Source organism: Streptomyces sp. NBC_00670, assembly GCF_036226765.1.
GTDB lineage: Bacteria > Actinomycetota > Actinomycetes > Streptomycetales > Streptomycetaceae > Streptomyces.
In genome coordinates, this window is record NZ_CP109017.1 from 7122255 (window position 1) to 7147309 (window position 25055).

20 protein-coding genes are annotated in these 25055 nt (G+C 72.1%); 12 read left to right on the forward strand and 8 right to left on the reverse strand.

Annotation, left to right across the window (positions count from 1 at the left end; all coding sequences use genetic code 11):
• Window positions 1-204: 204 nt before the first annotated feature.
• Window positions 205-1221, forward strand: coding sequence for a trypsin-like serine peptidase (locus tag OIE12_RS31285; RefSeq protein ID WP_329141210.1), 1017 nt, complete (start codon window positions 205-207; stop codon window positions 1219-1221).
• Window positions 1222-1282: 61 nt separating this feature from the next.
• Here the strand turns inward: OIE12_RS31285 and OIE12_RS31290 are convergent, their stop codons facing one another.
• On the reverse strand, window positions 1283-2152 hold the full coding sequence (locus tag OIE12_RS31290) for a phytanoyl-CoA dioxygenase family protein (RefSeq protein WP_329141212.1): 870 nt from the start codon (window positions 2150-2152) through the stop codon (window positions 1283-1285).
• A 115-nt stretch (window positions 2153-2267) separates the two neighbouring features.
• Between OIE12_RS31290 and OIE12_RS31295 the strand changes: the two genes are divergently transcribed.
• Both OIE12_RS31295 and OIE12_RS31300 read left to right on the forward strand, forming a co-directional pair.
• Complete coding sequence (locus OIE12_RS31295) at window positions 2268-3278, forward strand: LacI family DNA-binding transcriptional regulator (RefSeq protein WP_329141214.1); 1011 nt, start codon at window positions 2268-2270, stop codon at window positions 3276-3278.
• Between the two features lie 119 nt (window positions 3279-3397).
• On the forward strand, window positions 3398-4426 hold the full coding sequence (locus tag OIE12_RS31300; RefSeq protein WP_329141216.1) for a YihY/virulence factor BrkB family protein: 1029 nt from the start codon (window positions 3398-3400) through the stop codon (window positions 4424-4426).
• Between the two features lie 151 nt (window positions 4427-4577).
• Here OIE12_RS31300 and OIE12_RS31305 read toward each other — a convergent pair whose 3' ends face one another.
• Window positions 4578-6440 (reverse strand): coagulation factor 5/8 type domain-containing protein, encoded by a 1863-nt coding sequence (locus tag OIE12_RS31305; protein WP_329141218.1) that lies wholly within the window; start codon window positions 6438-6440, stop codon window positions 4578-4580.
• A gap of 360 nt (window positions 6441-6800) precedes the next feature.
• Between OIE12_RS31305 and OIE12_RS31310 the strand changes: the two genes are divergently transcribed.
• Window positions 6801-8687, forward strand: coding sequence for a discoidin domain-containing protein (locus OIE12_RS31310; RefSeq protein ID WP_329141220.1), 1887 nt, complete (start codon window positions 6801-6803; stop codon window positions 8685-8687).
• 85 nt (window positions 8688-8772) lie between these two features.
• On the opposite strand, the gene OIE12_RS31315 is transcribed toward OIE12_RS31310, so the two are convergent.
• From OIE12_RS31315 to OIE12_RS31325, 3 genes are read right to left on the reverse strand one after another with little or no spacing between them, the layout of a single operon-like run.
• The gene (locus OIE12_RS31315) at window positions 8773-9165 is read right to left on the reverse strand and encodes a hypothetical protein (protein ID WP_329141222.1); all 393 of its coding nucleotides are present in this window, start codon (window positions 9163-9165) and stop codon (window positions 8773-8775) included.
• 19 nt (window positions 9166-9184) lie between these two features.
• Entirely contained in the window at window positions 9185-10054 is an 870-nt protein-coding gene (locus tag OIE12_RS31320) for a class II glutamine amidotransferase (RefSeq protein ID WP_329141224.1), read from the reverse strand.
• A gap of 41 nt (window positions 10055-10095) precedes the next feature.
• Complete coding sequence (locus OIE12_RS31325; protein WP_329141226.1) at window positions 10096-11526, reverse strand: glutamate decarboxylase; 1431 nt, start codon at window positions 11524-11526, stop codon at window positions 10096-10098.
• A gap of 240 nt (window positions 11527-11766) precedes the next feature.
• Between OIE12_RS31325 and OIE12_RS31330 the strand changes: the two genes are divergently transcribed.
• The 3 genes from OIE12_RS31330 (at window position 11767) to OIE12_RS31340 (ending at window position 14384) form a co-directional block, all read left to right on the forward strand.
• Complete coding sequence (locus OIE12_RS31330; RefSeq protein WP_329141228.1) at window positions 11767-11958, forward strand: hypothetical protein; 192 nt, start codon at window positions 11767-11769, stop codon at window positions 11956-11958.
• Window positions 11959-12144: 186 nt separating this feature from the next.
• Window positions 12145-13680, forward strand: coding sequence for an MFS transporter (locus tag OIE12_RS31335; protein WP_329141230.1), 1536 nt, complete (start codon window positions 12145-12147; stop codon window positions 13678-13680).
• Window positions 13681-13853: 173 nt separating this feature from the next.
• A complete protein-coding gene (locus OIE12_RS31340) occupies window positions 13854-14384 on the forward strand; it encodes a hypothetical protein (protein ID WP_329141232.1) in 531 nt (176 codons plus the stop codon).
• Between the two features lie 28 nt (window positions 14385-14412).
• On the opposite strand, the gene OIE12_RS31345 is transcribed toward OIE12_RS31340, so the two are convergent.
• A complete protein-coding gene (locus OIE12_RS31345) occupies window positions 14413-15042 on the reverse strand; it encodes a copper chaperone PCu(A)C (protein WP_329141233.1) in 630 nt (209 codons plus the stop codon).
• A 121-nt stretch (window positions 15043-15163) separates the two neighbouring features.
• On the reverse strand, window positions 15164-15706 hold the full coding sequence (locus OIE12_RS31350) for a hypothetical protein (protein ID WP_329141235.1): 543 nt from the start codon (window positions 15704-15706) through the stop codon (window positions 15164-15166).
• A gap of 244 nt (window positions 15707-15950) precedes the next feature.
• On the opposite strand from OIE12_RS31350, the gene OIE12_RS31355 reads away from it, so the two are divergent.
• From OIE12_RS31355 to OIE12_RS31375, 5 genes are all read left to right on the forward strand, one after another.
• Window positions 15951-17759 (forward strand): thiamine pyrophosphate-requiring protein, encoded by a 1809-nt coding sequence (locus OIE12_RS31355; protein ID WP_329141237.1) that lies wholly within the window; start codon window positions 15951-15953, stop codon window positions 17757-17759.
• Window positions 17746-18903, forward strand: coding sequence for an enolase C-terminal domain-like protein (locus OIE12_RS31360; RefSeq protein WP_329141239.1), 1158 nt, complete (start codon window positions 17746-17748; stop codon window positions 18901-18903). The genes OIE12_RS31355 and OIE12_RS31360 overlap by 14 nt, the downstream gene beginning before the upstream one ends.
• Window positions 18904-18932: 29 nt before the next feature.
• Complete coding sequence (locus tag OIE12_RS31365) at window positions 18933-22094, forward strand: FAD-binding and (Fe-S)-binding domain-containing protein (RefSeq protein ID WP_329141241.1); 3162 nt, start codon at window positions 18933-18935, stop codon at window positions 22092-22094.
• Window positions 22095-22417: 323 nt separating this feature from the next.
• The gene (locus tag OIE12_RS31370; protein ID WP_329141244.1) at window positions 22418-23479 is read left to right on the forward strand and encodes a PucR family transcriptional regulator; all 1062 of its coding nucleotides are present in this window, start codon (window positions 22418-22420) and stop codon (window positions 23477-23479) included.
• Window positions 23480-23696: 217 nt separating this feature from the next.
• Window positions 23697-24137 (forward strand): hypothetical protein, encoded by a 441-nt coding sequence (locus OIE12_RS31375; protein WP_329141246.1) that lies wholly within the window; start codon window positions 23697-23699, stop codon window positions 24135-24137.
• A gap of 188 nt (window positions 24138-24325) precedes the next feature.
• Here OIE12_RS31375 and OIE12_RS31380 read toward each other — a convergent pair whose 3' ends face one another.
• A complete protein-coding gene (locus OIE12_RS31380; protein ID WP_329141249.1) occupies window positions 24326-24544 on the reverse strand; it encodes a hypothetical protein in 219 nt (72 codons plus the stop codon).
• Window positions 24545-25055: the final 511 nt, after the last annotated feature.

Here is a 25055-nt window from a genome sequence, read left to right on the forward strand (position 1 = left end):
CGGCCAATGGTGATACTGGTCCGGACCTGATGTTGACATGGGCACGTCCCCTGTCCATGCTCCTCTTCATCGGCCCCGCCCGTCCGTACGCAGCCCCACTCGCACGCTCCCTGCCGCCGGACGGGCCCGCCGACTCCCCGCATCCCTCCGCGATGCGCTTCCGATCCCCACCGGCTCCGGCCGTCGGACCAGAGGAGGACAACGTTGTCAACACGCCGCCGCACGGCACGACTCGTCGCACTGGGAGCCGTCCTCGGCTCACTGGCGCTGGGCGCCGCCCCCACCGCTTCCGCACGGACCGCCCCCGCCTCCGCCGCCCGGGTCGGGGCTGAACAGCAGCGCGCCGCCCTGGAGTTCTGGACGCCCGAACGTCTGGCCCACGCCGTCGACCTCGACGCGACCGCCCCGGCCACCGCGGCACGGCACGACCCCGCCCGCGCCCCCGAGCGCCGTGGGGCGCACCCGAGCTCGGTCCCCGCCGCGCAGCCACTGAGCGGCCCCGTCCCGGCCGCCGCCGACACCGCGCCGCACCTCGCGGCGAGCGCACCGCAGCGCTGGACCGGCGGCGGCCTGATCTCCACCACCGCGGGCAAGGTGTTCTTCAGCAACCCCAAGAACGGCGGCACGTACGCGTGCAGTGGGGACGCGGTGAACAGCGGCAACAAGTCCGTGGTGGCCACGGCGGGGCACTGTGTCGTGGACACGGACGGCACCGCGTACACGAACTGGGTCTTCATCCCCGGCTACGACCACGGCAACCGCCCCTTCGGCACCTTCGCCGCGACCTCGCTGCACTGGGAGCCGCAGCGCATCGGCGACTCCGACGCGGCGTGGGACGCGGCCTTCGTCACCGTCGGCACCGTGAACGGCCGCAGACTGGTGGACACGGTCGGCGGCCAGGGCATCGGCTTCGACCAGGCGACCGGACAGTACGTGCGGTCCTTCGGTTACGGCGGCTCCGCGGCCGAGGGGGGCGGTGAGCAGATGAACTGGTGCGCCGGCACCGGGGTCTTCCAGGGCGGACACGCCGGCGGCGGCGTCTGGGGCATCGACTGCGTGCAGACGGGCGGCTCCAGCGGCGGCCCCTTCCTGGCCGCTTTCGACGCGGGCAGCGGCGGCGGCATGCAGATCGGGAACATCAGCATCAGCGTCGGCGACCACGAGTACCACCCGTACTACGGCAAGGAGGCCGCGGGCGCCTACACCGCGGCGGCTTCCTGAGCCCGCCGTACCCGCCCGGTGCCGCGCCCGGTCACCCGCCGGGCGCGGCACCGCGGCCGTGTCAGGCGTCGCCCATGACCAGGCCCTCGATGGTGTGCAGCTGCGTCACCGGCGTCAGTTCGTCCACGACCGCGCAGTCGAGGTGCCGGCGCACCCGCTCGGGAAGCGCGTCCCAGTAGGCGCGGGTGACGGCCGCGTCGTGCCGGTCGCCGTTGGTCGCCTCCGGTCCGTCGACGCCGAGGACCAGCACCGGGCGGGACTTCGCGGAGTGGTTGGCGGTGCCCCGGTGAATGGTCAGCGCCGTGCGCGCGGAGATGTCACCGCGCCGCGGGTACTTGCGCACGGCCCGCTCCAGATACCGGTCATAGTCCTTCTTGGGCGGGAACATGCCGTGCGCGAACTCCTCGCTGTCGTCCCACTGGGTGCCCGGGGCGATCTCGAAGGGGCCCATGTCCTCCTCGGTGTCCACCGTGGTCACGTTGAAGGCCAGCGAGGTGAGGCGGCGCTCGCAGCGGGTCTCCTCGGGCATGGGGAAGTCACGATGCCAGGGCTGGTTGACGGCACCCTCCAGCGGGACGTCGAAGCCGAGCTCCACGACGCGGTAGTCGGGGCCGAGCGTCGCGGTGCAGACGGAACGCACCCAGGGATGGTCGACCAGTTCCACGAAGCCCCTGATCTGCTCCGGGTGGATCTCGACGTAGTACCGGTTCGGTCCGCGTCCCACCGCGCCGCCGGGCCGCGAGCGGGCCTCCTCGAACGCCTTGGCCACGTCCTCGCCCAGGCGGTCCGCCCACTCGGGCGTGAAGGCGCCCTTGCGCGCGGTGATGCCGTCCGAGTAGAGGGCCGCCACGTCCGCGGACACGTCGATGTCCAGGGCGGCGGCGTCGATGCCCGGGAACACCGGGGAGCCGGGGGTGACGGACACGTTCATGGGGCGCCTCCTCGCGCTGTGCTCGTCCGCCCATGGTGCGACGTTGATTGCGACGTTGCAATAGGGGGCGGAAAGATCTTCTCCGATGTCACCGGGGCGTGCGAGGATGTCGGTCGTGAGCAGTCGTCTGAAGGATGTCGCCGCCCTCGCGGGAGTGTCGACGCGCACGGTCTCCAACGTCGTCAGCGGCTCGGCCTCCGTGGCGGAGGAGACCCGCGCACGCGTCCAGGCCGCGCTGGACGAGCTGGGCTACCGGCCGAACGTCGCCGCCCGCAATCTGCGCGCCGGCCGGACCGGCCTGATCGGGCTGGCCATTCCCGAGCTGCACTCACCGTACTTCGGCGCGCTCGCCGGCCTGATCGTCCAGGCCGCCCAGCAGCGCGCGTGGACCGTCGTCATCGACCAGACCTTCGGCGACCCGGAGGCCGAGAGCAGACTGCTGGACGGCGGCGGCGACCGTCTGGTGGACGGCCTCATCATCAGCCCCTGGGCACTCGGCCCCGAGGAGGTGACCGGCCGCTCCCGGAACGTGCCCGTCGTCCTCCTGGGCGAACGACGGCCGCACGGGCTCGCCGACCGTGTCGCCGTCGACAACGTCCTCGCGGCCGACGAGGCCACCACGCATCTGCTCGAAGCCGGGCGCCGGCGCATCGCGGCGATCGGCCCCCAACCGCACCTGCGCAACGAGACGGCCCGGCAGCGTCTCGAGGGTTACCGCAACGCCTTCCGGCGCGCCGGGCTCGTCCCGGATCCCGCTCTCGAACAGCCCGTGACGACGCTGCACCGCGAGGACGGCGCACGGGCGATGACCGCCCTGCTGGACGCCGGCGCCCGGCCGGACGCCGTCTTCGCGTTCACCGACGAACTCGCCCTCGGCGCGATGCACGTGGCGCACGCACGAGGACTGGACATCCCGGGTGACGTGGCCTTCGCCGGCTTCGACGACATCGAGGACGGCCGCTACGCCAACCCGCCGCTGACGACGGTGGCTCCGGACAAAGGGCAGATCGCCGAGCGGGCCCTGCAATGCCTCGCCGACCGCGTCTACAGCCCGGCCACGGCGGTGCCGCCCCTGGACGTGGTGATCCCGCACCGCCTCGTGGTCCGCGCGAGCAGCGGCGCATAGACGAGCGAGCCCCGCGCACCGGCGCCGACTTCCCCGCGCGCCCTCTCCCGTCCCGCCCCGCGGGGAAGGAGAGGATGGGCACGCAGCGATTCCCCCGGCGGTGACGGAGTGTGACACCCATGCGAGCGGTGGCCCGGTTCGACGAGTACCAGCGACGCCACCGCTGGGTGGGGCTGCCGCTCGCCGTGGTCTACAAGTTCTTCGACGACCAGGCCACCTATCTCGCCGCCCTCCTCGCCTACTACACCTTCCTCTCCCTCTTCCCGATCCTGCTGATCCTCGTCGCCGTCCTCGGCACCCTGCTCAGCAACAACCCGGGGCTCCAGCAGAGCGTCCTCGACTCCGCGCTCGGTGAGTTCCCCGTCCTCGGCGACCAGATCGGCGAGAACATCCACTCCTTCCACGGCAACGGCCTCGCCCTCGCCGTCGGCGTCGCGGGCAGCCTCTACGGCGCGCTCGGCGTCGCCCAGGGCGCGCAGCACGCGCTGAACAAGATCTGGGCGGTGCCGCGGCACGCCCGCCCCGATCCGTTCCGCTCCCGGCTCAAGGGCGCCCTGTTCCTGTCGGTACTGGCGCTCGGCCTGTGTCTGACGACGCTGCTGTCCACCGCCGTCTCCGCCGTCAACGTCTTCGGCACCCATCCCGCCACCGGCATCCGGGTGAGCGCCGGCATCGCCGCCGTCGTCCTCAACGCGGCGCTGCTCCAGCTCAGTTACCGGGTTCTGACGCACTGCAAGCTGCCGCTGCGGCACATGCACGGCGCGGCGCTCGGCGGGGCCTGCGCCTGGCAGGCCTTGCAGTGGGCCGGTTCGTACTACGTCCAGGACGTGCTGCGCGGCGCGACCGCCACGTACGGCATGTTCGGGATCGTCCTCGGCCTGCTGGCGTGGATCTACCTCGGCGCCCTGGTCTTCCTGATGACGGCGGAGGTGAGCGCGGTGCGCGTGCTGCGGCTGTGGCCGCGCAGCCTGCTCACGCCGTTCACCGACCGGGTGCGGCTGACCAGGGGCGACCGCCGCGCCTACCGGGCGTACGCCAGGACCGAGGCGTTCAAGGGCTTCGAGCGCGTCGACGTGCGCTTCGGCACCCCGCCGCCGCCCTGGCCCGAGCCCCGGGACGGACAGCGGCCCGGTGACGAATCACCGTAGTCGCTTGGCACGTCAATTTGCAGTGTGCAATGCTCTGTTGGGGCTGCCGGTGGCCGACGGGCGGCCCGGTGCTCAGGAGTGACCTGTACCAGCGGCGGGGCGCTGGGCCCGCCGTGACGGCCACCGGCAGTTCCTCATCCGCTCAGCGGGTTCACGGGTACGACACGATCGTGGACGGCACCGTGGACGTCCCCGACGTGGGCGAACCCGTGTCGTTGATGACCCGCTCGTACTGTCCCGCACCGCCGAGCGAGACCACCAGCAGGTCGTGGAACTTCACCCCCGGCGTGTTCGGGGCGGCGAAGCCGTGGTGCTGCACGATGGTGGGGTCGACGTTGTAGTAGCAGTAACTGCCGAGCCCCCAGCCCTCGTGACTGGTGACCCGGTCGCCGACCTTGTAGGCGGCGTACCCCTTGATCGAGCCGTTCTGGATCGCGGCCTGGTTCGGGGCGTCGTACGCCTTCTCGTTCTGGAAGAAGATCGTGCGCCCGCGCTGCCCGTTCCACTGCACGTCGTACTTGTTGAAGTGCTCCACGAACAGACCCGTGGCCAGCACGTCGTCACCGTTGACGACGAGCCCGTAGTCGGCCCGGTTGGTCTCCCAGCCGACCCCCGTGCCGTGGTCGGCGCGCCAGATCCAGGTGTGGTCGACGATGGTGTGCCGGCTGTTGATCACCATGCTGGTGGTGGCCCTGCCCGCGCCCGCGCCGCCGATGCGCACGAACACGTCCTGCACGGTGGTCGGGTTGGCGGAGTGGTCCTTCGACGCCCCGTTCGGCCCGACCTCCAGCAGGGTGGCCGAGTTGACCGGGCCCGCGTCGATGAGGAAGCCCGCGAGGCGTACGCCGTCGACGTCGGCCACCTTCACGGCGGTGGCGCCGCCCGTCGGGATGAGCGTGGCGTACCCGAGGCCCAGGACGACGGTGTTGGCGCGGTCCACCCGGATCGGCTGGTCCACGTGGTAGATGCCGGGCGTGAGCAGCAGGTGGAGGCCCTGTGCGAGCGCCTGGTTGAGGGTGGCCGCACTGTCGCCGGGGTGGGCGACGTAGAACTGCGACAGCGGCAGCGAGGTGCCGCGGGGGGTGCCGTTGCCCCAGGTGACACCGCGGGCGTTGGTCCGCTTCTCCGGCAGGAAGACGCGGTACTCAGCTCCGCTGAGGTACAGGAACGGCTTCTCGCGGGAGACGGGGGTCGTGTCGAGCGTGGTGTACGGCGGGTCGGGGAAGCTCTGGGCGGGGGCGCCCTCGACGCCCGAGAACACCATGTTCCAGACGCCGTTGAGCCAGCTGCCGATCGCGCTGTCCCGGGTGTACCACTGCTGCTGGGAGTACGGTCCCACCTGGCCGTCGATCCGCGAGTCGGCGATGTAGCCGCCGCTCGCCCAGCCGTACCCGGTGGGCTCCAGGTCCAGGCCGCCGCGGACGTGCATGCGCCGGAAGGGGGCCGCCTGAGCCACGGCCCACCGGTTGGTGCCGCTCACCGGGACGAGGGCGAGGTTCTCCGCCGAACGCCAGAAGTTCTGCGTGGCGTTGCCGTCGAACCAGCCGGCGTCGACCGTCACGTCACCGTTGATGGTGGTGTCGTCGGGGGAGAGGCCGAGACCGGCGATGGAGGTGTAGAAACCGATCTGCGCGTTGAGCCCGTGGTACGTGCCGGGCTTGAACAGCAGAGCATAGCGGCCGGTGTCGAACTGCGCCTTCTCCTGCTTCTGGAACACCTCGTCCAGCTTGGCCTGGATGTCGGGCGTCGAGGGGTCGAAGACCAGCACGTTCGGGCCCAGGTCGCCGCCGGCCGCGAGCCGGCGGGAGCGCGGGCGGGGCCGCGGGTGCGGGCGCCGGTGGCCGGCGGGCGCGGCGGACGCGGGCGTGGACAGGGCGAGCAGGGCCGGTGTCGCGGCCACCGCGGCGGCGGCCCCGAGGACGGCCCTGCGGCCCATCTCGCGCGGGCCGGAGGACGCGGGGGAGGGGGTGGGATCGGAAGGGGGCGTGGCGTCCGGAGAGGACGAAGGGCGCATGGGGCGGCTCTCCTGCCGGGATAGGGTCCGATGGCTTAAGGAACTGAACGACGAGGGGGAGTTGAGAGCGCTCTCGTGCCGTGCATGCTTCATCTGGCGTGTTCCGTGCGTCAAGAGCCGGGCGGCAAGTTTTCTCGCCGGCGGGCGAGGCAGCGTCACATAGCCCTGTTCTGGCGCCGGTTGCCCGCTTTCGCGACGATCGTCACCGGACCGGCGTCCTTCACCGTGTCTTCAACAAGTGTGTGTCGCAGGTGTTGCCGCGGCTCTTGACGTGTACGCGTAGCGGGGTTTAACTCACGTCCTAAATTAAGCCGTGACCGTGTATCACCGGCGCCCCCACCTCCCCGAGGGAGAACCCGCATGCGTTCCTCTCGCACCCCCCGCACCCTGCTCACCGCCCTCGCCACCCTCGCCGCGGCGGCCCTGCTGTCCCCCGCACCGGCCCTCGCCGCCCCCGCCCACCAGGCCGCCGCGACCGCCAACTGGGACACCGACCGCGCCGCGGCCGCCTACGCCGCCACCCCCTCCGCAGCCACCGCCTCCGGCAGCGAGAACGCCGGCACCGCCCCCGGCCTCGCCTTCGACGGCAACCCCTCCACCCGCTGGTCCAGCGACTTCGCCGACGACGCCTGGATCCGCCTCGACCTCGGCACCACCCTGCGCATCGACACCGTCGTCCTCGACTGGGAGGCCGCCTACGGCAAGAGATACGCCCTGGAGGTGTCGAAGAACGGCACCGACTGGACGCCCTTCTACACCGAGACCGCCGGCACCGGCGGCACCGTCACCGCGCACACCTACCCGCAGGAGGTCACCGGCCGCTACGTGCGCATGCGCGGCATCGAACGTGCCACCCCGTACGGCTACTCGCTCTACTCGTTCAAGGTCTACGGCGGCGAGCCCGCGCCCGCCTCCACCGCCCGCACCAACCTCGCCCTGCACCACCCCGCGTACTCCAACTTCTACCAGCACGCGGGCAATTCGCCCTCCTACGTCACCGACGGCGGCATCCCCGCCAACCTCAAGGACGACGCCACCCGCTGGTCCAGCGACTGGAACGCCGACCGCTGGGTCTCCGTCGACCTCGGCGCCACCTCCACCATCGACACCGTCGACCTGTACTGGGAGGCCGCCTACGCCGTCGACTACCGGATCCAGGTCTCCGACGACAACCGCACCTGGCGCACGGTGTACCAGCCCGCCGCCGCCGACGTCGCCGCCCGCCGCGCCAACGTCACGTCGCCCGGCGACGCGGTCGGACTGCACGACACCGTGAAGCTGCCGCAGCCGGTCACCGGACGCTACGTCCGCATGCTCGGCGTGGAACGCCGCTCCTTCTACAACCCGGCGCCCGCCACCGCCCAGTTCGGCTACTCCCTCTACGAGTTCCAGGTCTGGGGCACCGGCGGCAGCGCCTCGGCCGCCTACCCGGCGCTGCCCGCGGAGCAGTCGGGCGGCTACCGCACCACGTTCTTCGACGACTTCACCACCTCCTCCCTGGACCGCTCCAAGTGGCGGGTGGTGCGCACCGGCACCGAGATGGGCCCGGTCAACGGCGAGTCGCAGGCCTACGTCGACTCCCCCGACAACATCCGCACCGAGAACGGCAACCTGGTGCTGCGCGCCAAGTACTGCAAGGGCTGCACCAAGGCGGGCGGCGGCACCTACGACTTCACCTCCGGACGCATCGACACCAACACCACGTTCGACTTCACCTACGGCAAGGTCAGCGCCCGTATGAAGCTGCCCGTCGGCGACGGCTTCTGGCCCGCGTTCTGGCTGCTCGGCAGCAACGTCGACGACCCCTCGGTCTCCTGGCCGGCCTCCGGCGAGACCGACATCATGGAGAACATCGGCTACGGCGACTGGACCAGCTCCGCCCTGCACGGCCCGGGCTACTCGGCCGACGGCAACATCGGCGCCCGGCAGACGTATCCGAACGGCGGCACCGCCGACCAGTGGCACGCCTACGCGGTCGAGTGGACCCCGACCGCCATGCGTTTCCTTGTCGACGACCGCCTCGTGCAGGAGACCACCCGCAACGTCCTGGAATCGACGCGCGGCAAGTGGGTCTTCGACCACAACCAGTACGTCATCCTCAACCTGGCGCTCGGCGGCGCGTACCCGGCCGGCTGGAACAAGGTGACCAGCCCCTACTGGGGGCTGCCGCAGTCCAGCGTGGACCGGATCGCGGCCGGGAACGTGCAGGCGGAGGTGGACTGGGTGCGCGTCGAACAGAAGGGGTGACGCGTCGAGCAGGAGGGGTGACGACCGGCCGCCCCGGACCCCGCCCGGCACGGCGGGTCCGGGGCGGCCACGGCCCCTGGGCCGGTTACTCCTCCGCGGCGTACCGCCGCATCCGCTCGTTGTGCCAGGCGATGGCCCGGCGCAGCTCCGGCTCGTGCAGCCCGGTGCGGCAGCCGAGCTGGTCCATGGTGAGCGTCGGCGGACCGGTGGTCAGTACGCGCGTTATCTTGGCGGCCCACAGCTCCTCCTCCACGTAGGGCCGCCGCAAGTACTGCTTGCGCAGCACCTCGAAGTGGTCGTCGCCGCAGGCCGTCAGGGCCCGCAGCCCGTCGTAGCCGTCGTTCGTCGGGTGCACGGACGACGAGTCCGGCACGTAGCCGCGCTTGGCCTCTTCCTGCGGGAAGGTCGCCGCGCACAGATCGCACAGCTCCAGCGGGAGGATCCTGGCCGGCCGGGCACCTTTCCTGCGCTTCCACATGGTTCCTCCAGGTCTCGTCTCAGGCGGCCTTCTGCGAGGCGGCCGCGTCGGGGCGGAGGTCCGCCAGGGTGAGCCGGTGCGCCGGTGGATCCGGCAGCACGACATGGTGCGTGGCATGCAGATCGGGGCCGACGTGCAGCAGTTCGCCCGGCTCCATCAGCCGCCACTGCGGGTTGTCGTCCATGCGTTCGCTGGCGACGACCACGGCGGGGGAGTCCGCCAGGTGCGCGGAGTGGACGCGCAGATGGCCGTCGCTGCCGCTGTGGTCGAGGTGCCGGGTGCCGTGGTGGCCGCCGGCGTGCCGGCGCAGCGTGTAGAGCCGGTGGGTCTCGGGGTAGCGCAGCGCCCACAGCTCGTGCGGCGTGGTGAGGATCAGGTTGAGGGCGTAGACGGGCAGGTTCTCCGCGATCCAGCCGACAGCGCTCTCGATGCCCGCGGCGACGTCGCCGCCGTTGCGGCGGATCTCCCGGGTGACCAGGGCGAAGCACCGCTCGGAGTCGGTGTCGCCCCTGACGAGCGCACGGTCCTCGCCCAGATGCTCGTCGAGCCGGTCCAGGCCCTCGACCACGCCGTTGTGGGCGAACAGCCGCCCGTCCTGCTCGAAGGGGTGGGTGTTGCGGATGTCCAGGCTGCCGGTCGAGGCGAACCGGACGTGGGCGAGGAAGGTCTCCGACTCCACGTTCCGGGCCTCCTGCGTGAACGCCCGGTCCTCGTAGGCGGCCAGCGGCGCCTTGTGCACCTCGGGGGTGCCGTCGGCGGTGAAGTACCCGAGGCCGGTGCCGTCGGGATCGTCGTGGCTCTGTTCGCTGAGGCTGTCGGGGGCGTCCAGCAGCCAGAACGTGGCGCGGGTGCGCCGGGGCGCGCTGCTGAGGCCGAACAGACGGCACATCGGTCTCCTCCTTCGGCTCGGGTCGGACCCGTCGCATCGGGTCAGTGGCGGCCCGGGGTGCGGGGGTTCTTGGTCTCCGCGCCGTGGGCGAAGCCGCCCGCGTCGTCGGCGTCGCGGTGCGGCTCGTGCTGCTTGTCCAGCCGCGCCAGGACCCGGCGCAGGTCCTGCATCAGCAGGTCGGCCAGGTCGTGGCTGAACCCGTTGCGCACCACGATCCGCAGCACCGCCAGATCGGTACGGTCCTTCGGGAAGGTGTACGCGGGCACCAGCCAGCCGCGTTCGCGCAGCCCGGCGGAGACGTCGAAGACGCTGAAGTGCTCGACGCCGTCCCGCATCCGGAACGCGAACACCGGGATGTCGCTGCCGTCGGTGAGCAGGTCGAACGGACCGAGCCCGGCGATCTCGCGCGCGAGCCCCGTCGCGACGTCACGGCAGGTCTGCTGCACCCGCCGGTAGCCCTCGAAGCCCAGGCGCAGAAAATTGTAGTACTGGGCGACGATCTGGGCGCCCGGCCGGGAGAAGTTGAGCGCGAACGTCGGCATGTCGCCGCCGAGGTAGTTCACGTGGAACACCAGGTCGTCCGGGAGGGCCTCCTCGTTCCGCCACAGCGCCCAGCCGACGCCGGGCATGACCAGGCCGTACTTGTGGCCGGAGGTGTTGATGGAGGCGACCCGCGGCAGCCGGAAGTCCCACTCAAGATCCGGGTCGAGGAACGGGGCGATCATGCCGCCGGAGGCGCCGTCGACATGGATGGGAATGTCCAGTCCGGTACGGGACTGCAACTCGTCCAGGGCGGCGGCGATGTCGGCGACCGGCTCGTAGGAACCGTCGAAGGTGGAGCCGAGGACCGCGACGACACCGATGGTGTTCTCGTCGCACAGTTCGACCGCCTTCTCCGGCGTGAGGTGGAACCGGTCGCCCTCCATCGGCACGTACCGGGGCTCCACCTCGAAGTAGTCGGCGAACTTCTCCCAGCAGATCTGCACGTTGATGCCCATGACCAGGTTGGGCCGGTCGGCCGGCTTCCCCTCGGCCCGGCGCCGCCGCTGCCAGCGCCGCTTCAGCGCCAGGCCGCCGAGCATCGCCGCCTCGCTCGACCCGGTCGTCGAGCAGCCCATCGCCCGGTGGGGGTGCTCGGCGTGCCACAGCCGGGCGAGCATGTGCACGCAGCGCGTCTCGAGTTCGGCGGTCTGCGGGTACTCGTCCTTGTCGATCATGTTCTTCTCGGCGCACTCGTCCATCAGCCGCCGGGCCTGGGGCTCCGCCCAGGTCGACACGAACGTCGCCAGGTTCTGCCGGGCGTTGCCGTCGAGCATCAGCTCGTCGTGGATCACCTGGTAGGCGGTGTCCGGCTCCATCTCGCCGTCCGGCAGCGCGTACCGGGGCACGCGCAGGGGCTCCCGGCTGAAGACCGGATTGATCTCCAGGTCCCGGCTCTCGTGGCCGTCGTCACCATGGTGCTGCACGGGCATGCGCGGTCCGCCTCTCCTCCGGTCACCGGGGCACCGGTTTCGCTCTCCCCCTGCGGGAGTTCCCGCCGCCCGCCCCGCGAACCGCCCACGGCCGGACGAAAGAGGCCCGGCCGCCCTCGCCGGACTCCCGGTGACGGGCGGCGCGCGCTGCCCGGATCACCCGGACGGCGGCCTTGATCGCGGCCCCGGGCCGCCCGGCGGGGTCTCCTGGAAGGTGCGTCGTCCCAGGAGGTGGTGACCATGCACGAGATGCGCGTCGGTCCGGAACCCGGCAGCGGAAGACCGGTGTGGCACGTGGTGACCGGGCAGCGGGGCACCAGCCTGTGCGGAGCGGACGTCCCGGACGGCTCGGGACCGTCCCGGGACGAGACGGACCACCACTGCCTGCCCTGCATGACCCGCTTCCAGCAGCTCCTGGAGGCGGGACGGTGAACCCGGCCGCACCGGGGCCGCGGCTCTTCGTGCGGCCCCGCGCCGTGTGTCCGGCGGGAGACCGGGCAGGCGCTCGGGGTGCGCCCGGTGATCACCGCGGCGCCGCGTTCGCCCGGCGGTACGGGAATGAAACCGCCGAAGCGAGCAGAACGGTACCTGCAGGGCACGTAGTGGAAAGGCAGCAGCGTGAGTGACGCGAGGCCTGACGGACAGTCCCCTCCCCGGAACCGGACCAAGCTGCCGGGAACCGTCGCGGCGCTGCCGCGGCAGGTCCGGGAGGAGCTGACCTCCAGGCTCCGCCGCAACCGGCGGGCCTTCAGCGCCGAGGACGTCCAGGTCGTCGAGGCACCCCTGCTCAAGCGGGCCGTCGGCGCCTCGGCGCTCGGCAACTGCATGGAGTGGTTCGACTTCGGCGTCTACAGCTACCTCGCCGCCACCCTCGGCAAGGTGTTCTTCCCCGGCGCCTCGCCCGGCGCCCAGCTGATCTCGTCCTTCGCCACGTTCGCGGCCGCCTTCGTCGTACGCCCGCTCGGCGGCCTCGTCTTCGGCCCGCTCGGCGACCGCGTCGGCCGGCAGAAGGTGCTCGCCACCACCATGATCATGATGGCGATCGGCACGTTCGTCATCGGGCTCATCCCCAGCTACTCCACCATCGGCATCGCCGCGCCCGTCCTGCTGCTGCTCGCCCGGATGCTACAGGGCTTCTCCACCGGCGGCGAGTACGGCGGCGCCACCACCTTCGTCGCCGAGTACTCGCCGGACCGCCGCCGGGGCTTCCTCTCCAGCTGGCTCGACTTCGGCACCTTCGTCGGCTACGCGCTCGGCTCCGCGCTGGTCACCGTGCTGAACCTGGCGCTCACCGATGCCGAGATGCTCGCCTGGGGCTGGCGCATCCCGTTCCTGATCGCCGGGCCGCTCGGCGTGATCGGCCTGTACATGCGGCTCAAGCTGGAGGAGTCCCCGGCCTTCCAGCAGCAGCTCGACGAGCACGAGAAGAGCCTCGCCCAGGAGTCGGCGGGCACGGAGTTCAAGACCATCGTCAAGGAACACTGGCGGCCCCTGCTGATCTGCATGGGCCTGGTGCTCCTCTACAACGTCACCAACTACATGGTCACCGGCTTCCTGCCGACCTACCAGACCGAGACCCTGAACCGCTCCAGCGGCTCCGCCGACGTGCTCGTGCTGATCGGCATGGTGTGGATCGTCCTGCTGATCACCTTCCTCGGCCGGCTCAGCGACCGGGTCGGGCGGCGGCCCGTCTACGCCGTCGCGGCCGCCGCGATGATCGTCCTCGCCGTCCCGTCGTTCCTGCTGATCAAGAGGGAGGGGACGTGGGCGCCGATCGGCGGCGTCCTGATCCTGTCCACGCTGCTCGCCGGGTTCGCCGCGCCGAGCGCCGCGACGCTGCCCGCGCTGTTCCCGACCGCCGTGCGCTACGCGGCCATGGGCATCGGCTTCAACGTCGCCGTGTCCGCGTTCGGCGGGACGACGCCGCTGGTCACCGAGGCGCTGATCAACGCCACGGGGAACGACATGATGCCCGCGTACTACCTGATCCTCGCCGGTGTCATCGGGCTGGTGACCGTGAAGTTCCTGCCCGAGAGCGCGCAGGTGCCGTTGCACGGCTCGCAGCCGATGGTGGGCTCGACGCAGGAGCGGAGCGAGCTGATCCGGACGTCGAAGGACCTGTACCGGGCGGAGCAGGGGGCGGGGGCGCGCTGAGACCGGCGCTCGGGTCCCCCCGGCGCGCGGCTCCACCGTGGCCGCCGTGGCACGCACGGTGACGTGGCCGAGGCCACGTCCGGGGCGTGGTCCGCGCCATATCGCGGGGCGGGACGGCGGGGATATCTTTCCCGCGTCCTCCCCTCCGCCTCCGCGATCGGAACGGCCCCGTCGTGTCCGCAGACCTCTCCCCGCTCATCGCCGCGACCTCGCAGTGGCTGACGCTCACCTACCCGTCGGCGGGCAGCGCGCTGGACTCCGCCCTCGCCGAGGTCCAGGCCCGGCAGGCGGTGACCGTCGCCGCGTGGCTGTGCTACCCGACCGCCGTCGACGCCGAGCTGGCCGCGATGGCCGGCTCCGGGGGCTCCGCCCGGCTCGACTGGGTCACGGGTGCGGAACCCCTCGACGAGGACGAGGAGGGGCTCGGCCTCGCCTGGCGCACCTGGGTGGACGAGGTGGTGGCGAGCTGGGCCACCTGCCTGCTCAGCGACCCGGCGCTCGCCGAGGGGGCGGTCGCCGCGGTCACGGCGGGGGAGCACGCGGGCGGGCTCCCGCTCGACTTCCGCCGCCTTCTCGCGCCGGACACCCGGGACGTCCGCGCGGCGGCGCTGCTCCGCCATCCGGACCTGGTGGCGCCGGTCGCCGATCTGCACCGGGCGCGGCTGCTCGACCACCTCGGACTGGACGAGGCCCTGCCGGCCTGACAACCGAACGCCGGTGGCGTCCCGGCCGTCAGGAGGACGGCGTCGGTGAGGCCGGCGGCGCGGTGGTCGTGGGCGGCGGCGTGGTGGTGTGCGGCGGCGCGGTCGTCGGTGGTGGCGTGGTCCTGGGCGGTGTGGGCTCCGGGCTGCTCGGCGGCAGCGTGGACGGTTCGATCACCTGCGTGGGCACCGTCAGGGTCGTCGAGCCGGCCTTCCGGAAGGTCAGGGTGAGCTTCAGGAAGTCGCCCGCCCGCAGCCGTTCGCCGATGTTCCGCAGCTCCAGGTGCGGCTTCCCGGCGTACAGCATCCCGGTCGTGTGCGGGGCCACCGTGATCCCGTCCGGCAGCTCGTGCCCCGCGCCGTCGACCAGGGCCACCGACCCGGCCCGGTCGCTCTTCGCCGAGACGAGGGTGTCCTTCGCGTCGCCCTCGTTGCGCACGTACAGATACACCGGCACGTCCGAGCCGGCCCGCCAGGAGCCGCCCCCCGGATGGGCCGCGTGGACGTAGCGGATCGCCAACGGCCCGAGGTCGGCGTTGGCGCCCGGCGCCGAGTAGGGCGGCTTCTGCGCGCCCTCGCTTCCCGCGCAGCCGCCCGTCAGCAGCACCGAAGCGGCCACGGTGAGCGGCGCGATGCCGCGGAACAGTGAGCGCACCCTCATTCGACCTCCCGCGTGACTGTGCGCCGGGAGTACCCGCTGCGTCCCCTCCGCAACACGCGGACCTGCGCCGTCCCTCCACCAGCCGCGCCGTACCTCGCGCCCCGCCCGCCGACCGGGCGCGTCACCCCAGGTGGCGGGTGGGAGGAGTGCCGCTCGGGGAGACCCGCGGGGTGGGCCCCGGTGTCGCCGGGACCCAGAGGGGGGCGTTCTCGGACTGCTCCACCCGGGAGCCGTCGGGCCGGTAGCCGTCGCGCGGGCCGACGGGGGCGCGGGAGGCGACCGTCCACAGCAGGACGACCGCGGTGGCCGCACCGAGCAGCCGGGCGATCCGGCGGCGCCTGGCCCGCGCGTCGAGGTCGCGCCAGGCCGGGCCGGCCCGCCACTCCTCCGGCTGCCACAACTCGCCGACGGCATCGGCCGGTTCCCACCCGCCCCCGTCGGGGCCGCCGGTGACCGCAGCCGCGCCGCCGGAGCCGTCGCGGCCGGCGTGGGTCCCGACCCGCGCGCCCTCCGCCCGCTCCAGGGCCGACGGCTCGCGCGGCGCCGATTCCGCGATCGCCCGCTCGTCGTCGTGGGCGAAGCGCGTCCACACCCCTTCCGGTATGGCGGCCCCGCCGTCCTCGTTCTCCGGGGAACCCTCGCCCCCCGGCCCCTGAAGGGTCACGATCCGCTGCTCCCTGCCTCGTACACCCCCGCCCTCGGCCGCCGCTCCGCGGAGCCGCCGGTTACGTGGGGTTCCGAAATTTTTGCACAGACCAAAGAACCCGGGAACCGGTGCGCGGCCACCCGACCGCGCCCGACGGGGTGGCCGTCCCGAATCCGCCGTTTACCGGGCGCACGGGCGGGTCACCCACAGGTGACGAACCACGCGTGACGTGTGAAACCAGGTGTGCCCGAAGGAGTACGACATGGCATTGGTCGCCGATTTCGTCTTGCAACGGCTGCGGGAATGGGGGATCGAGCGGGTCTACGGTTATCCCGGCGACGGCATCAACGGCCTGCTCGGCGCGTTCGACCGGGCGGAGGGGCACCCCGAGTTCATCCAGACGCGCCACGAGGAGATGGCCGCGTTCATGGCCTGCGCGCACGCCAAGTTCACCGGCGAGGTGGGCTGCTGCGCCGCCACCTCGGGCCCCGGCGCCGTCCACCTCCTCAACGGTCTCTACGACGCCAAGCTGGACCACCAGCCGGTCGTCGCCGTCGTCGGCCAGCAGAAGCGGCTCTCCCTGGGCTCCCACTACCAGCAGGAGATCGCGCTGGAGACGCTGTTCGCGGACGTCTCCGAGTACTGCCAGATGATCACGCACCCGGGTCAGGCCCGGCACGTGATCGACCGGGCGTTCAAGACCGCCCTCACCACCCGCTCGGTGGCCACCATCATCGTCCCGGACGACATCCAGGAGGAGGACGCCCAGCCCTCGCCGCCGAAGATGCACGGCGCGGTCTTCTCCAGCGTCGGCTGGAGCCAGCCGCGGATGCTGCCCGACGAGGGGGAGCTGCGCAAGGCGGCCGACATCCTCAACACGGGCGAGAAGGTCGCCATGATCATCGGCCAGGGTGCCGCCAAGGCCGCGAGCGAGGTCGTGGAGGCGGCCGAACTGCTCGGCGCCGGCGTCGCCAAGGCGCTGCTCGGCCGCGAGGTGCTGCCCGACGACATCCCGTTCGTCACCGGCCCCATCGGCCTGCTCGGCACCAAGGCCAGCGACAAGATGATCCAGAACTGCGACACCCTGTTCATGGTCGGCACCAGCTTCCCGTACGCGGAGTGGCTGCCCGACGAGGGCCAGGCCAAGGGCGTCGAGATCGACATCGACGGACGCATGATCGGCATCCGCTACCCGATGGACGCCCATCTCGTCGGTGACTCCAAGGAGACGCTCAAGGCCCTGCTGCCGCTTCTGCGGCGCAAGGAGGACCGCAGTTGGCGCCAGGAGATCGAGAAGGACGTCAAGGAGTGGAACGACCTGTGCGAGAAGCGGGCCGGCCAGCACTTCGAAGGGAAGATCAACCCCGAGGCGGTCGCCAGTGAACTCTCGCCGCGCCTGCCCGAGAACTGCATCCTGACCGCCGACTCCGGCTCCGGCACCAACTGGTGGGCCCGCCACCTCAAGCTCCGCAAGGGCATGCAGGCCTCGCTCTCCGGCACCCTGGCGACGATGGGCCCCGGCACGCCGTACGCCATCGCGGCCCGGTTCGCCTACCCGGACCGGCCGGTGATCGCCTTCGTCGGGGACGGCGCGTTCCAGATGAACGGCATGAACGAGATGATCACCATCAAGCGGTACCTGGACCGGCTCGCCGGGCCCGCGCCGTTCATCTTCTGCATCTTCAACAACCAGGACCTCAACCAGGTCACCTGGGAGCAGCGCGCCATGGCCGGGGACCCCAAGTTCCCGGGCTCGCAGTACATCCCGGACGTCCCCTACGCCCAGTACGCCGAACTCCTCGGCCTCAAGGGCATCTACTGCGACCAGCCGAAGAAGATCGGCAAGGCCTGGGACGAGGCGCTGGCCAGTGACCGGCCGGTGGTCCTGGAGTTCAAGGTCGACCAGGAGATCGCGCCGATCCCGCCGCACATCATGCTCGCCCAGGGCAAGAAGGCCGCGAAGGCCGCCGTGCACGACCCGGAGAAGGTCGGCATCGCCGCCAAGGGCATGCGGCAGAAGCTCTCCGAGGTCGCCGAGCACCTGCCCGGACGCCACCATGACGGGGAGTGACCCGGCCCCCGGCACCGGCTCACCGGCCGACCGCCCGGTCGACGCCGTCGACGTGCACGCCTTCGAGGTGCCCGTCGACGGCCCCGACGGCAGCGAGCAGGACGGCACCCTGGACTGGGACTCCACCACCATGGTCCTGGTCCGGGTGCACGCCGGCGGCCGCACCGGCATCGGCTACACCTACGGGGACACCTCGGTCGCCTCGTTCGTCGAGTCCAAGCTGGCCCCGGTGGTGCGGGGCGGCTCCGCCGTCGCACCGGCCGCGCTGTGGCACGAGATGGGCGTGCGGATGCGCAACGCGGGCCGCCCCGGCGTCGGTGCCATGGCGCTCTCCGCCGTCGACGTGGCGCTGTGGGACCTCAAGGCGCGGCTGCTGGACCTGCCGCTCGTCCACCTCCTGCCCGCCTACCACGACCGGGTGCCGGTCTACGGGAGCGGCGGCTTCACCAACTACTCCCTCGACCGGCTCACCGACCAGCTCGGCGGCTGGGTCGAACAGGGCATCCCCCGGGTGAAGTTGAAGACCTCCCGCGACCCGGAGCAGGACCCCCGGCGGCTGACCGCGGTCCGCCGGGCGGTCGGCGACGAGGCGGAGGTCTTCACCGACGCCAACGGCGCACTGGGGCGCAAACAGGCCCTGTACTGGGCGCACCGGTTCCACGAGGAGTGGGACGTGCGCTGGTTCGAGGAGCCCGTCAGCTCCGCCGACCTGGAGGGCCTGCGCCTGCTGCGCGAGCGGGGACCGGCCCGGCTGGAGATCGCCGCGGGCGAATACGCCTACACCCCGCAGGACTTCGTCAACCTCGTGAACGGCCGCGCGGTGGACTGCCTCCAGGCCGACGTCACCCGCTGTGGCGGCATCACCGGGGTGCTGGAGATCGCCGGCCTCTCGGCCGCCGAACACCTCGACCTGTCCGCCCACTGCGCCCCTGCCGTCTCCGCCCACGTCTTCTGCGCGGTGCGCCGGCTGCGGCACCTGGAGTACTTCCACGACCACGTGCGCGTCGAGAGCCTGCTCCTCGACGGCACCCTGTCCCCGGCCGGCGGCGCCCTGCGCCCCGACCCCGCCCGCCCCGGGCTCGGCCTCGACGTCAAGTGGGCCGACGCGGAGCCCTACCGCGTGTACGGAACGCGCCCGGCGTGACCGGGCAGGCAAAGGAGAGCTGACACCAGATGGCGACCACAGCACGCCGCTCGACGCGCGACGTCCCCGCGAAGACCCACCCGGACATCGCTGGCGCGCCCCGGGGCCGGGAGACCGTCGACGTGGGCAGACTGGAGCGCGCGCTGCGCAAGGCGGTCGACGGCGAGGTCCGCTTCGACACCGCTTCCCTCGGCCTGTACGCCCAGGACGCCTCCAACTTCCGCCAGGTGCCGATCGGCGTCGTCGTCCCGCGCACCCTGGACGACGTCGTCGCCGCGCACAAGATCTGCCACCGCTTCGGCGCCCCCGTCCTCAACCGCGGCGGCGGCACCAGCCTGTCCGGCGAGACGGTCAACGAGGCCGTCGTCATCGACCACTCCAAGTACCTCACCGCCATCGGCGAGATCGACCCCGACAAGCGGCTGGTCACCTGCGAGCCGGGCGTCATCAACGAGGAACTCAACCGGCACACCGGGAAGTACGACCTGGTCTTCGGACCCGACCCCTCCTCGCACTCGCGGTGCGTCATCGGCGGCAACATCGGCAACAACTCCTGCGGCATCCACTCCGTCCAGTCGCAGCTCTACGGCCCCGGACCGCGCACCAGCGACAACGTGCACGCCCTGGAGGTCGTCACCTACGACGGCGCACGCTTCTGGGTCGGCGTGAACGAGGAGGACCAACTCGACGAGATCATCGCCGCGGGCGGCCGCAAGGGCGAGATCTACGCCGCCCTGCGCGCTCTGCGCGACAAGTACGCCGACGCCATCCGGGCCGGGTTCCACTCCGTGGAGGAGGTGCCGCGCCGGGTCTCCGGCTACAACCTCGACGAACTCCTGCCCGAACGCGGCTTCAACGTCGCCCGCGCCCTGGTCGGCACCGAGAGCACCTGCGCCACCGCGCTCCGGGCCGTCCTCATGCTCACCCCCGCCCTGCTCCAGCGCACCACCGTGGTCGTGGAGTACGACGACCTGGCCGGGGCGTCCGAGCACTGCACCGAGATCATCGAGGGCTTCGAACCGATCGGCCTCGAAGGACTCGACCATCAGCTGATCAAGGACCAGCAGCTGAAGAACATGAACGCCGAGGACATCAAGGAGCTGCCGCATTCCGAGGGCGGGGCCTGGCTCGTCGTCCAGTTCGGCGCGGACACCACCGAGGACTCCGTCGCCCAGGCGGACCGCTTCGTCGCCTGGCTCACCGGTGAGAAGGGCTACGACCGCGACCGCGTCCGGATCGCCAAGAGCACCCAGGAGGGCGGCACCAGCGAGCACCTGTGGGCCATCCGCGAGAGCGGCCTCGGCTCCACCGCCTTCCCGCCCGACGGCCAGGACCACTGGCCCGGCTGGGAGGACTCCGCGGTGCCGCCCACCCGCATCGCCGAGTACGTGCGCAAGCTGCGCGAGGTCATGGACCGGCACGGCATCACCGGCGCCATGTACGGCCACTTCGGCCAGGGCTGCATCCACTGCCGGCTCAGCTTCGACCTGCGCACCGCCGACGGCCTGGCCACCTACCGCGCCTTCATGGAGGAGGCCGGCGACCTGGTGGCGTCGATGGGCGGTTCCGTCTCCGGCGAGCACGGCGACGGTCAGCAGCGCGCCGAACTCCTGGAAAAGCAGTACGGGCCCGAACTCGTCCAAGCCATGAGGGAGTTCAAGACCATCTGGGACCCGGGCTGGAAGATGAACCCGGGCAAGGTCGTCGACCCCTACCGGATGGACGAGAACCTCAAGCTCGGCACCGACTACAACCCGCCGCGTCCCCAGGTGAAGTTCGCCTACCCGGACGACGGCGGCGACTTCGCGCACGCCACCGTGCGCTGCGTCGGCATCGGCAAGTGCCGGGTGCCGCAGGCGGAGAACACGATGTGCCCCAGCTTCCAGGTGACCCGCGAGGAGAAGCACTCCACCCGGGGCCGCGCCCGGCTGCTGTACGAGATGCTCGAAGGCGACGTCGTCACCGACGGCTGGCAGTCCGAGGAGGTCAAGGACGCCCTCGACCTCTGCCTCGCCTGCAAGGGCTGCACCAACGACTGCCCCGTCAACGTGGACATGCCCACGTACAAGGCGGAGTTCCTGCACCACCACTACAAGTCCGCCCGCCGCCAACGTCCCCGGTACGCCTACGCCTTCGGGTTCATCGACCAGGCCGCCCGGATCGCCTCCCGCGTCCCCGAGGTCGCCAACCTCGTCACCCACACCCCGGGCCTCGCCCGCCTGGCCAAGCTGGTCGCGGGCATCGACGGCAAGCGCCCCCTGCCGCGCTTCGCCCCGATGACGCTCCAGGAGTGGTTCGCCCGGCGCGGTGGCACGGCCAACCCGGGCGGCCGGCCCGTCGTCCTCTTCCCCGACACGTTCAACAACCACTTCCACACCGGGGTGGGCGTGGCCTGCGTCGAGGCGATCGAGGCCGCGGGGTGGCGGGTCGTCATGCCCGAGCAGCACGTCTGCTGCGGACGTCCGCTGTACGACTACGGGTTCCTGGACGCCGCCGAACGCTATCTGCACCGGGTGCTCGACGTACTGCGGCCCCATCTGCGGGCGGGCACGCCCATCGTCGGCATGGAACCGAGCTGTCTGGCCGTGTTCAAGGACGAACTGCCCAAGCTGCTCCCGCACGACGACGACGCCCGCCGGCTCACCCGCAACGCGTACCACTTCGCCGAGTTCTTCCAGAAGTTCGACGTCACGCCGCCCCGGCTGGAGGGCAAGGCCCTGCTCTGGGGCCACTGCCACCAGCGCGCCACGGGTGGCATGAGCCCCGACCAGCAACTGCTGGAGAAGATGGGCCTGGAGGTGGAGAACCTCAAGGGCGGCTGCTGCGGGCTCGCCGGGTCCTGGGGCTTCGAGGGCGGCAAGTACGACATCTCCATGGACTGCGGCGAACAGGCCCTGCTGCCCGCGGTCCGCGACGCCGACGAGGACTGTCTGGTGGTGGCGGACGGCTTCTCCTGCAAGACGCAGATCAAGGACGCGCGGACGGGGCGGCAGGCGTTGCACCTGGCCGAGGTGATGAAGGCGGCGCGGGACGGGGACGCGCGGGCGGGTTCCCGGCGCCCCGAGCGACGGGCGGCCACGGGGCGGCCGACGCCGGGGTTGCGCGTGCGCGCGGCGCGGGTGGGGGCGGTGGCCGTCGTGACGTCGGCGGCGGCCGCGGCGTGCACGTGGGCCGCCCGCCGGGGCCGCTGACGCGGGGTGGTGTTGCTCCGTCGCCTCTGGGTGCGACCCGTCGGCATGTTGACGGGGAAAATCCTGCCGGGGTCCGGCAATGCGGACCCCGGAATTCCGCGGGCATGATGACCGCAGGGGAGCACGGGGGACGGCCCGGGTGCCGCGCACCGGCAGGTGTCCGCACCCGGGCCGGCTGCGTGCGGACGCCGCCCCGCCCCGCCACCCCCGTTCAGGAGAGGAACGTGCGCGTGAGACCCCTGCGCCCCGCCGCTGTCAGCCGGCCCGCTTACCCTGTCCTGACGTATGGACAGGGGGCGAGGGAACTGAGAGCGGGGGCGGATGTGACGGGGGCCGGGGCCGGCGAGGAGCAGCTCGAGGAGTACACGCGGATCCTGGCGGAGGTCTGCGCCAGCGGCCGGCGCCTCACCCGGGACGAACTGGAGGCGCTGCGGGCGCGGGGCGAGCGCGCGGCGGTGGCCGGGTACGGGCTGCGTGCCCTGGTTCGCCGGCACCTCGCGGTCACCCGCGAACTCTGGCCCACCCTGCCCGCCACCGGCACCGACCGTCTGCTCGCGGTCGTCGAGCACGCGGTGGACGCCTTCGCCGAGGGGCACGAACGCGCCCAGAAGCTCGCGATGCGCCAGGAGGAGGCGGCCCGCCGGGAGTTCATCGACGACCTGCTCTACGGCCGCAGCGACCTCGGCCGGCTCTCGGAGCGGGCCGAGCGCTTCGGTCTGCTCTTCTCCCGCGCCCACGCCGTCGCGGTCGCCGTCGGGGACCACGCCGTGGACGACACCCACCCGGCCACCCGGCAGGTCGAGACCGCCCTCGTCGCCCGCTTCGGGGAGCGGCGCATCCTGCTCACCACCAAGGGCGGCCGGCTCATCTGCATCGCCCCGGGCGACGAGAGCGACGTCCTCGCGTACTTCGCCAAGCAGGCGTACGCGTGTCTGGAGGGCGGCCAGGTCGGCCTCGGCCGGGCCCACCCCGGCGCCGGGGGAGTGGTGCACTCCTACGAGGAGGCGCTCAACGCCCTCGACCTCGCCGAGCGCCTGGACCTGCGCGAACCCGTACTGCACGCCGCCGATCTGCTCGTCTACCCGGTACTGGCCCGCGACCGGCAGGCCATGGCCGACCTGGTGCGGCACACCCTCGGCCCGCTGGAGGGCGCGCGCGGCGGCGCCCGGCCGCTCCTCGACACGCTCACCGCGTACTTCGACTCCGGCTGCGTCGCCGCGGAGGCCGCGCGCCGGCTCAGCCTCAGCGTCCGCGCGTTCACCTACCGGCTCGACCGCATCCACAAACTCACCGGCGCCAACCCCGCCGACCCCGTGCACCGTTACACCCTGCAGACCGCGGTGATCGGCGCCCGGCTCCTCGGCTGGCCCGAGTCGGAGGTGTGAGCCTGAGGTTGAGCCGGAGGCGTGAGCCGGAACCACCGTTTCCGCCCCACTTGACCGAACCCGGCCCGTTTCCTTGCGGATCGCTGACTCCGTCTTTGCGCCCGCTGTGTGCGCCCGCCCGTACGCTCCTCTCCTGCACCCTGCGGAAAGCCGCAGGTCAGGCGCGGGTTACTCGTGAACTCCGCGTCCCCTCTCGTCATTTCTCGTACGGACGGTCATGAACAACAGACGCACGAAGCAACTCCTCGACGCCGTGGGCCCCTTGCTGACCCAGGGCGAGCAGGTCGAACTCGCCTCGCTCGCCAAGGTCGGCTCGGTCTCCGCCAAGCGCCGGGTGCTCACCACGGCGGTGGTTGGCGCCCTCACCGCCGGGGCCGTCATCGCCATCGCGCAGCCGCGCCCCATGTACTGGGTGCTCACCGACCGGCGACTGCTGTTCGTGGAGGCCGTCCAGGGCAGCGGCCGGCCCGGCAGGCTGCTGATGTCGCTGCCGCGCGAGTACGTCGCCGCCGCCCCGGCGAGCTCGGCGCTGCTCGGCCTGGGCGCCAAGACCGTCCTCACCGTGCAGGGCCAGGAGCAGGGCCTCAAGCTCACCTTCCCGCCCGCCTTCAAGGCCGACGGGCGCGACCTGGCGGGACGGCTGGAGACCGCCGCCTGATGCGCGGAGCGGCGGGGGGTGTTGTCGGCTGACGGCCGGTGGGGCTTCTCGCGCAGTTCCCCGCGCCCCTGAAGCCAGGGGGTGCCCCCAGGCTTTCAGGGGCGCGGGGCTGTGTTGATGTGCGGCTTCGCCGCGTGGGCGCGAGCAACCACGACGGGCCCGCACCCGAACACGTACCGGATCCACCCCTACCCGCACCCCTCCAGCCGCTTCCGCAGGAAGATCCGTTCCGCCTCGTTGGCGACGGCGTCGAGCGCCCGCCCGTACGCCACCGCGGCCTCGCCGCGGCGACCCGCGCGGCGGAGTAGATCCGCCCGCGTCGCGGGCAGCAGGTGGTAGCCGTCGAGCGAACCCTCCGCCTCCGGTTCCGCGAGCAGCGCGAGGCCCGCCTCCGGTCCCCGGGCCATGCCCACCGTGAAGGCCCGGTTGAGCCGGACCACCGGGGACGGCACATGGCGGACCAGTTCGCCGTACAGCGCGGCGACGTCCGCCCAGTCCGTCTCCGCCGCCGTGGCCGCCGTCGCGTGGCAGGCCGCGATCGCGGCCTGGATCTGGTACGGGCCGCGATCGCCCGCGCCGCAGCGCCGTCTCCAGCAGGGCGGTGCCCTCGTCGATCGCGGACCGGTCCCAGGCGGTGCGGTCCCGGTCCTCCAGGCCGACGGGGACCCCGGCGGCGTCGGTCGAGGTCGGCGGCCTCGACGAAGTCGGTCCCGGCGACGTACTCCTTGGTCTCCGCGAACGGCCCGTCGGTGCGCAGCACTTCGCCCTCCCGCACCCGTACGGTGACGGCGTCCGCCGGCGGCCGCAGCCGGTTGCCGTGCAGCCGCACCCCCTGGCCGCCGGGCTCCTCGGCCCAGGGGCCGACGGGGGCCGTTCCGGTGGCGTCGGCGGTGTCGTCACCGCAGACCAGCAGCATGT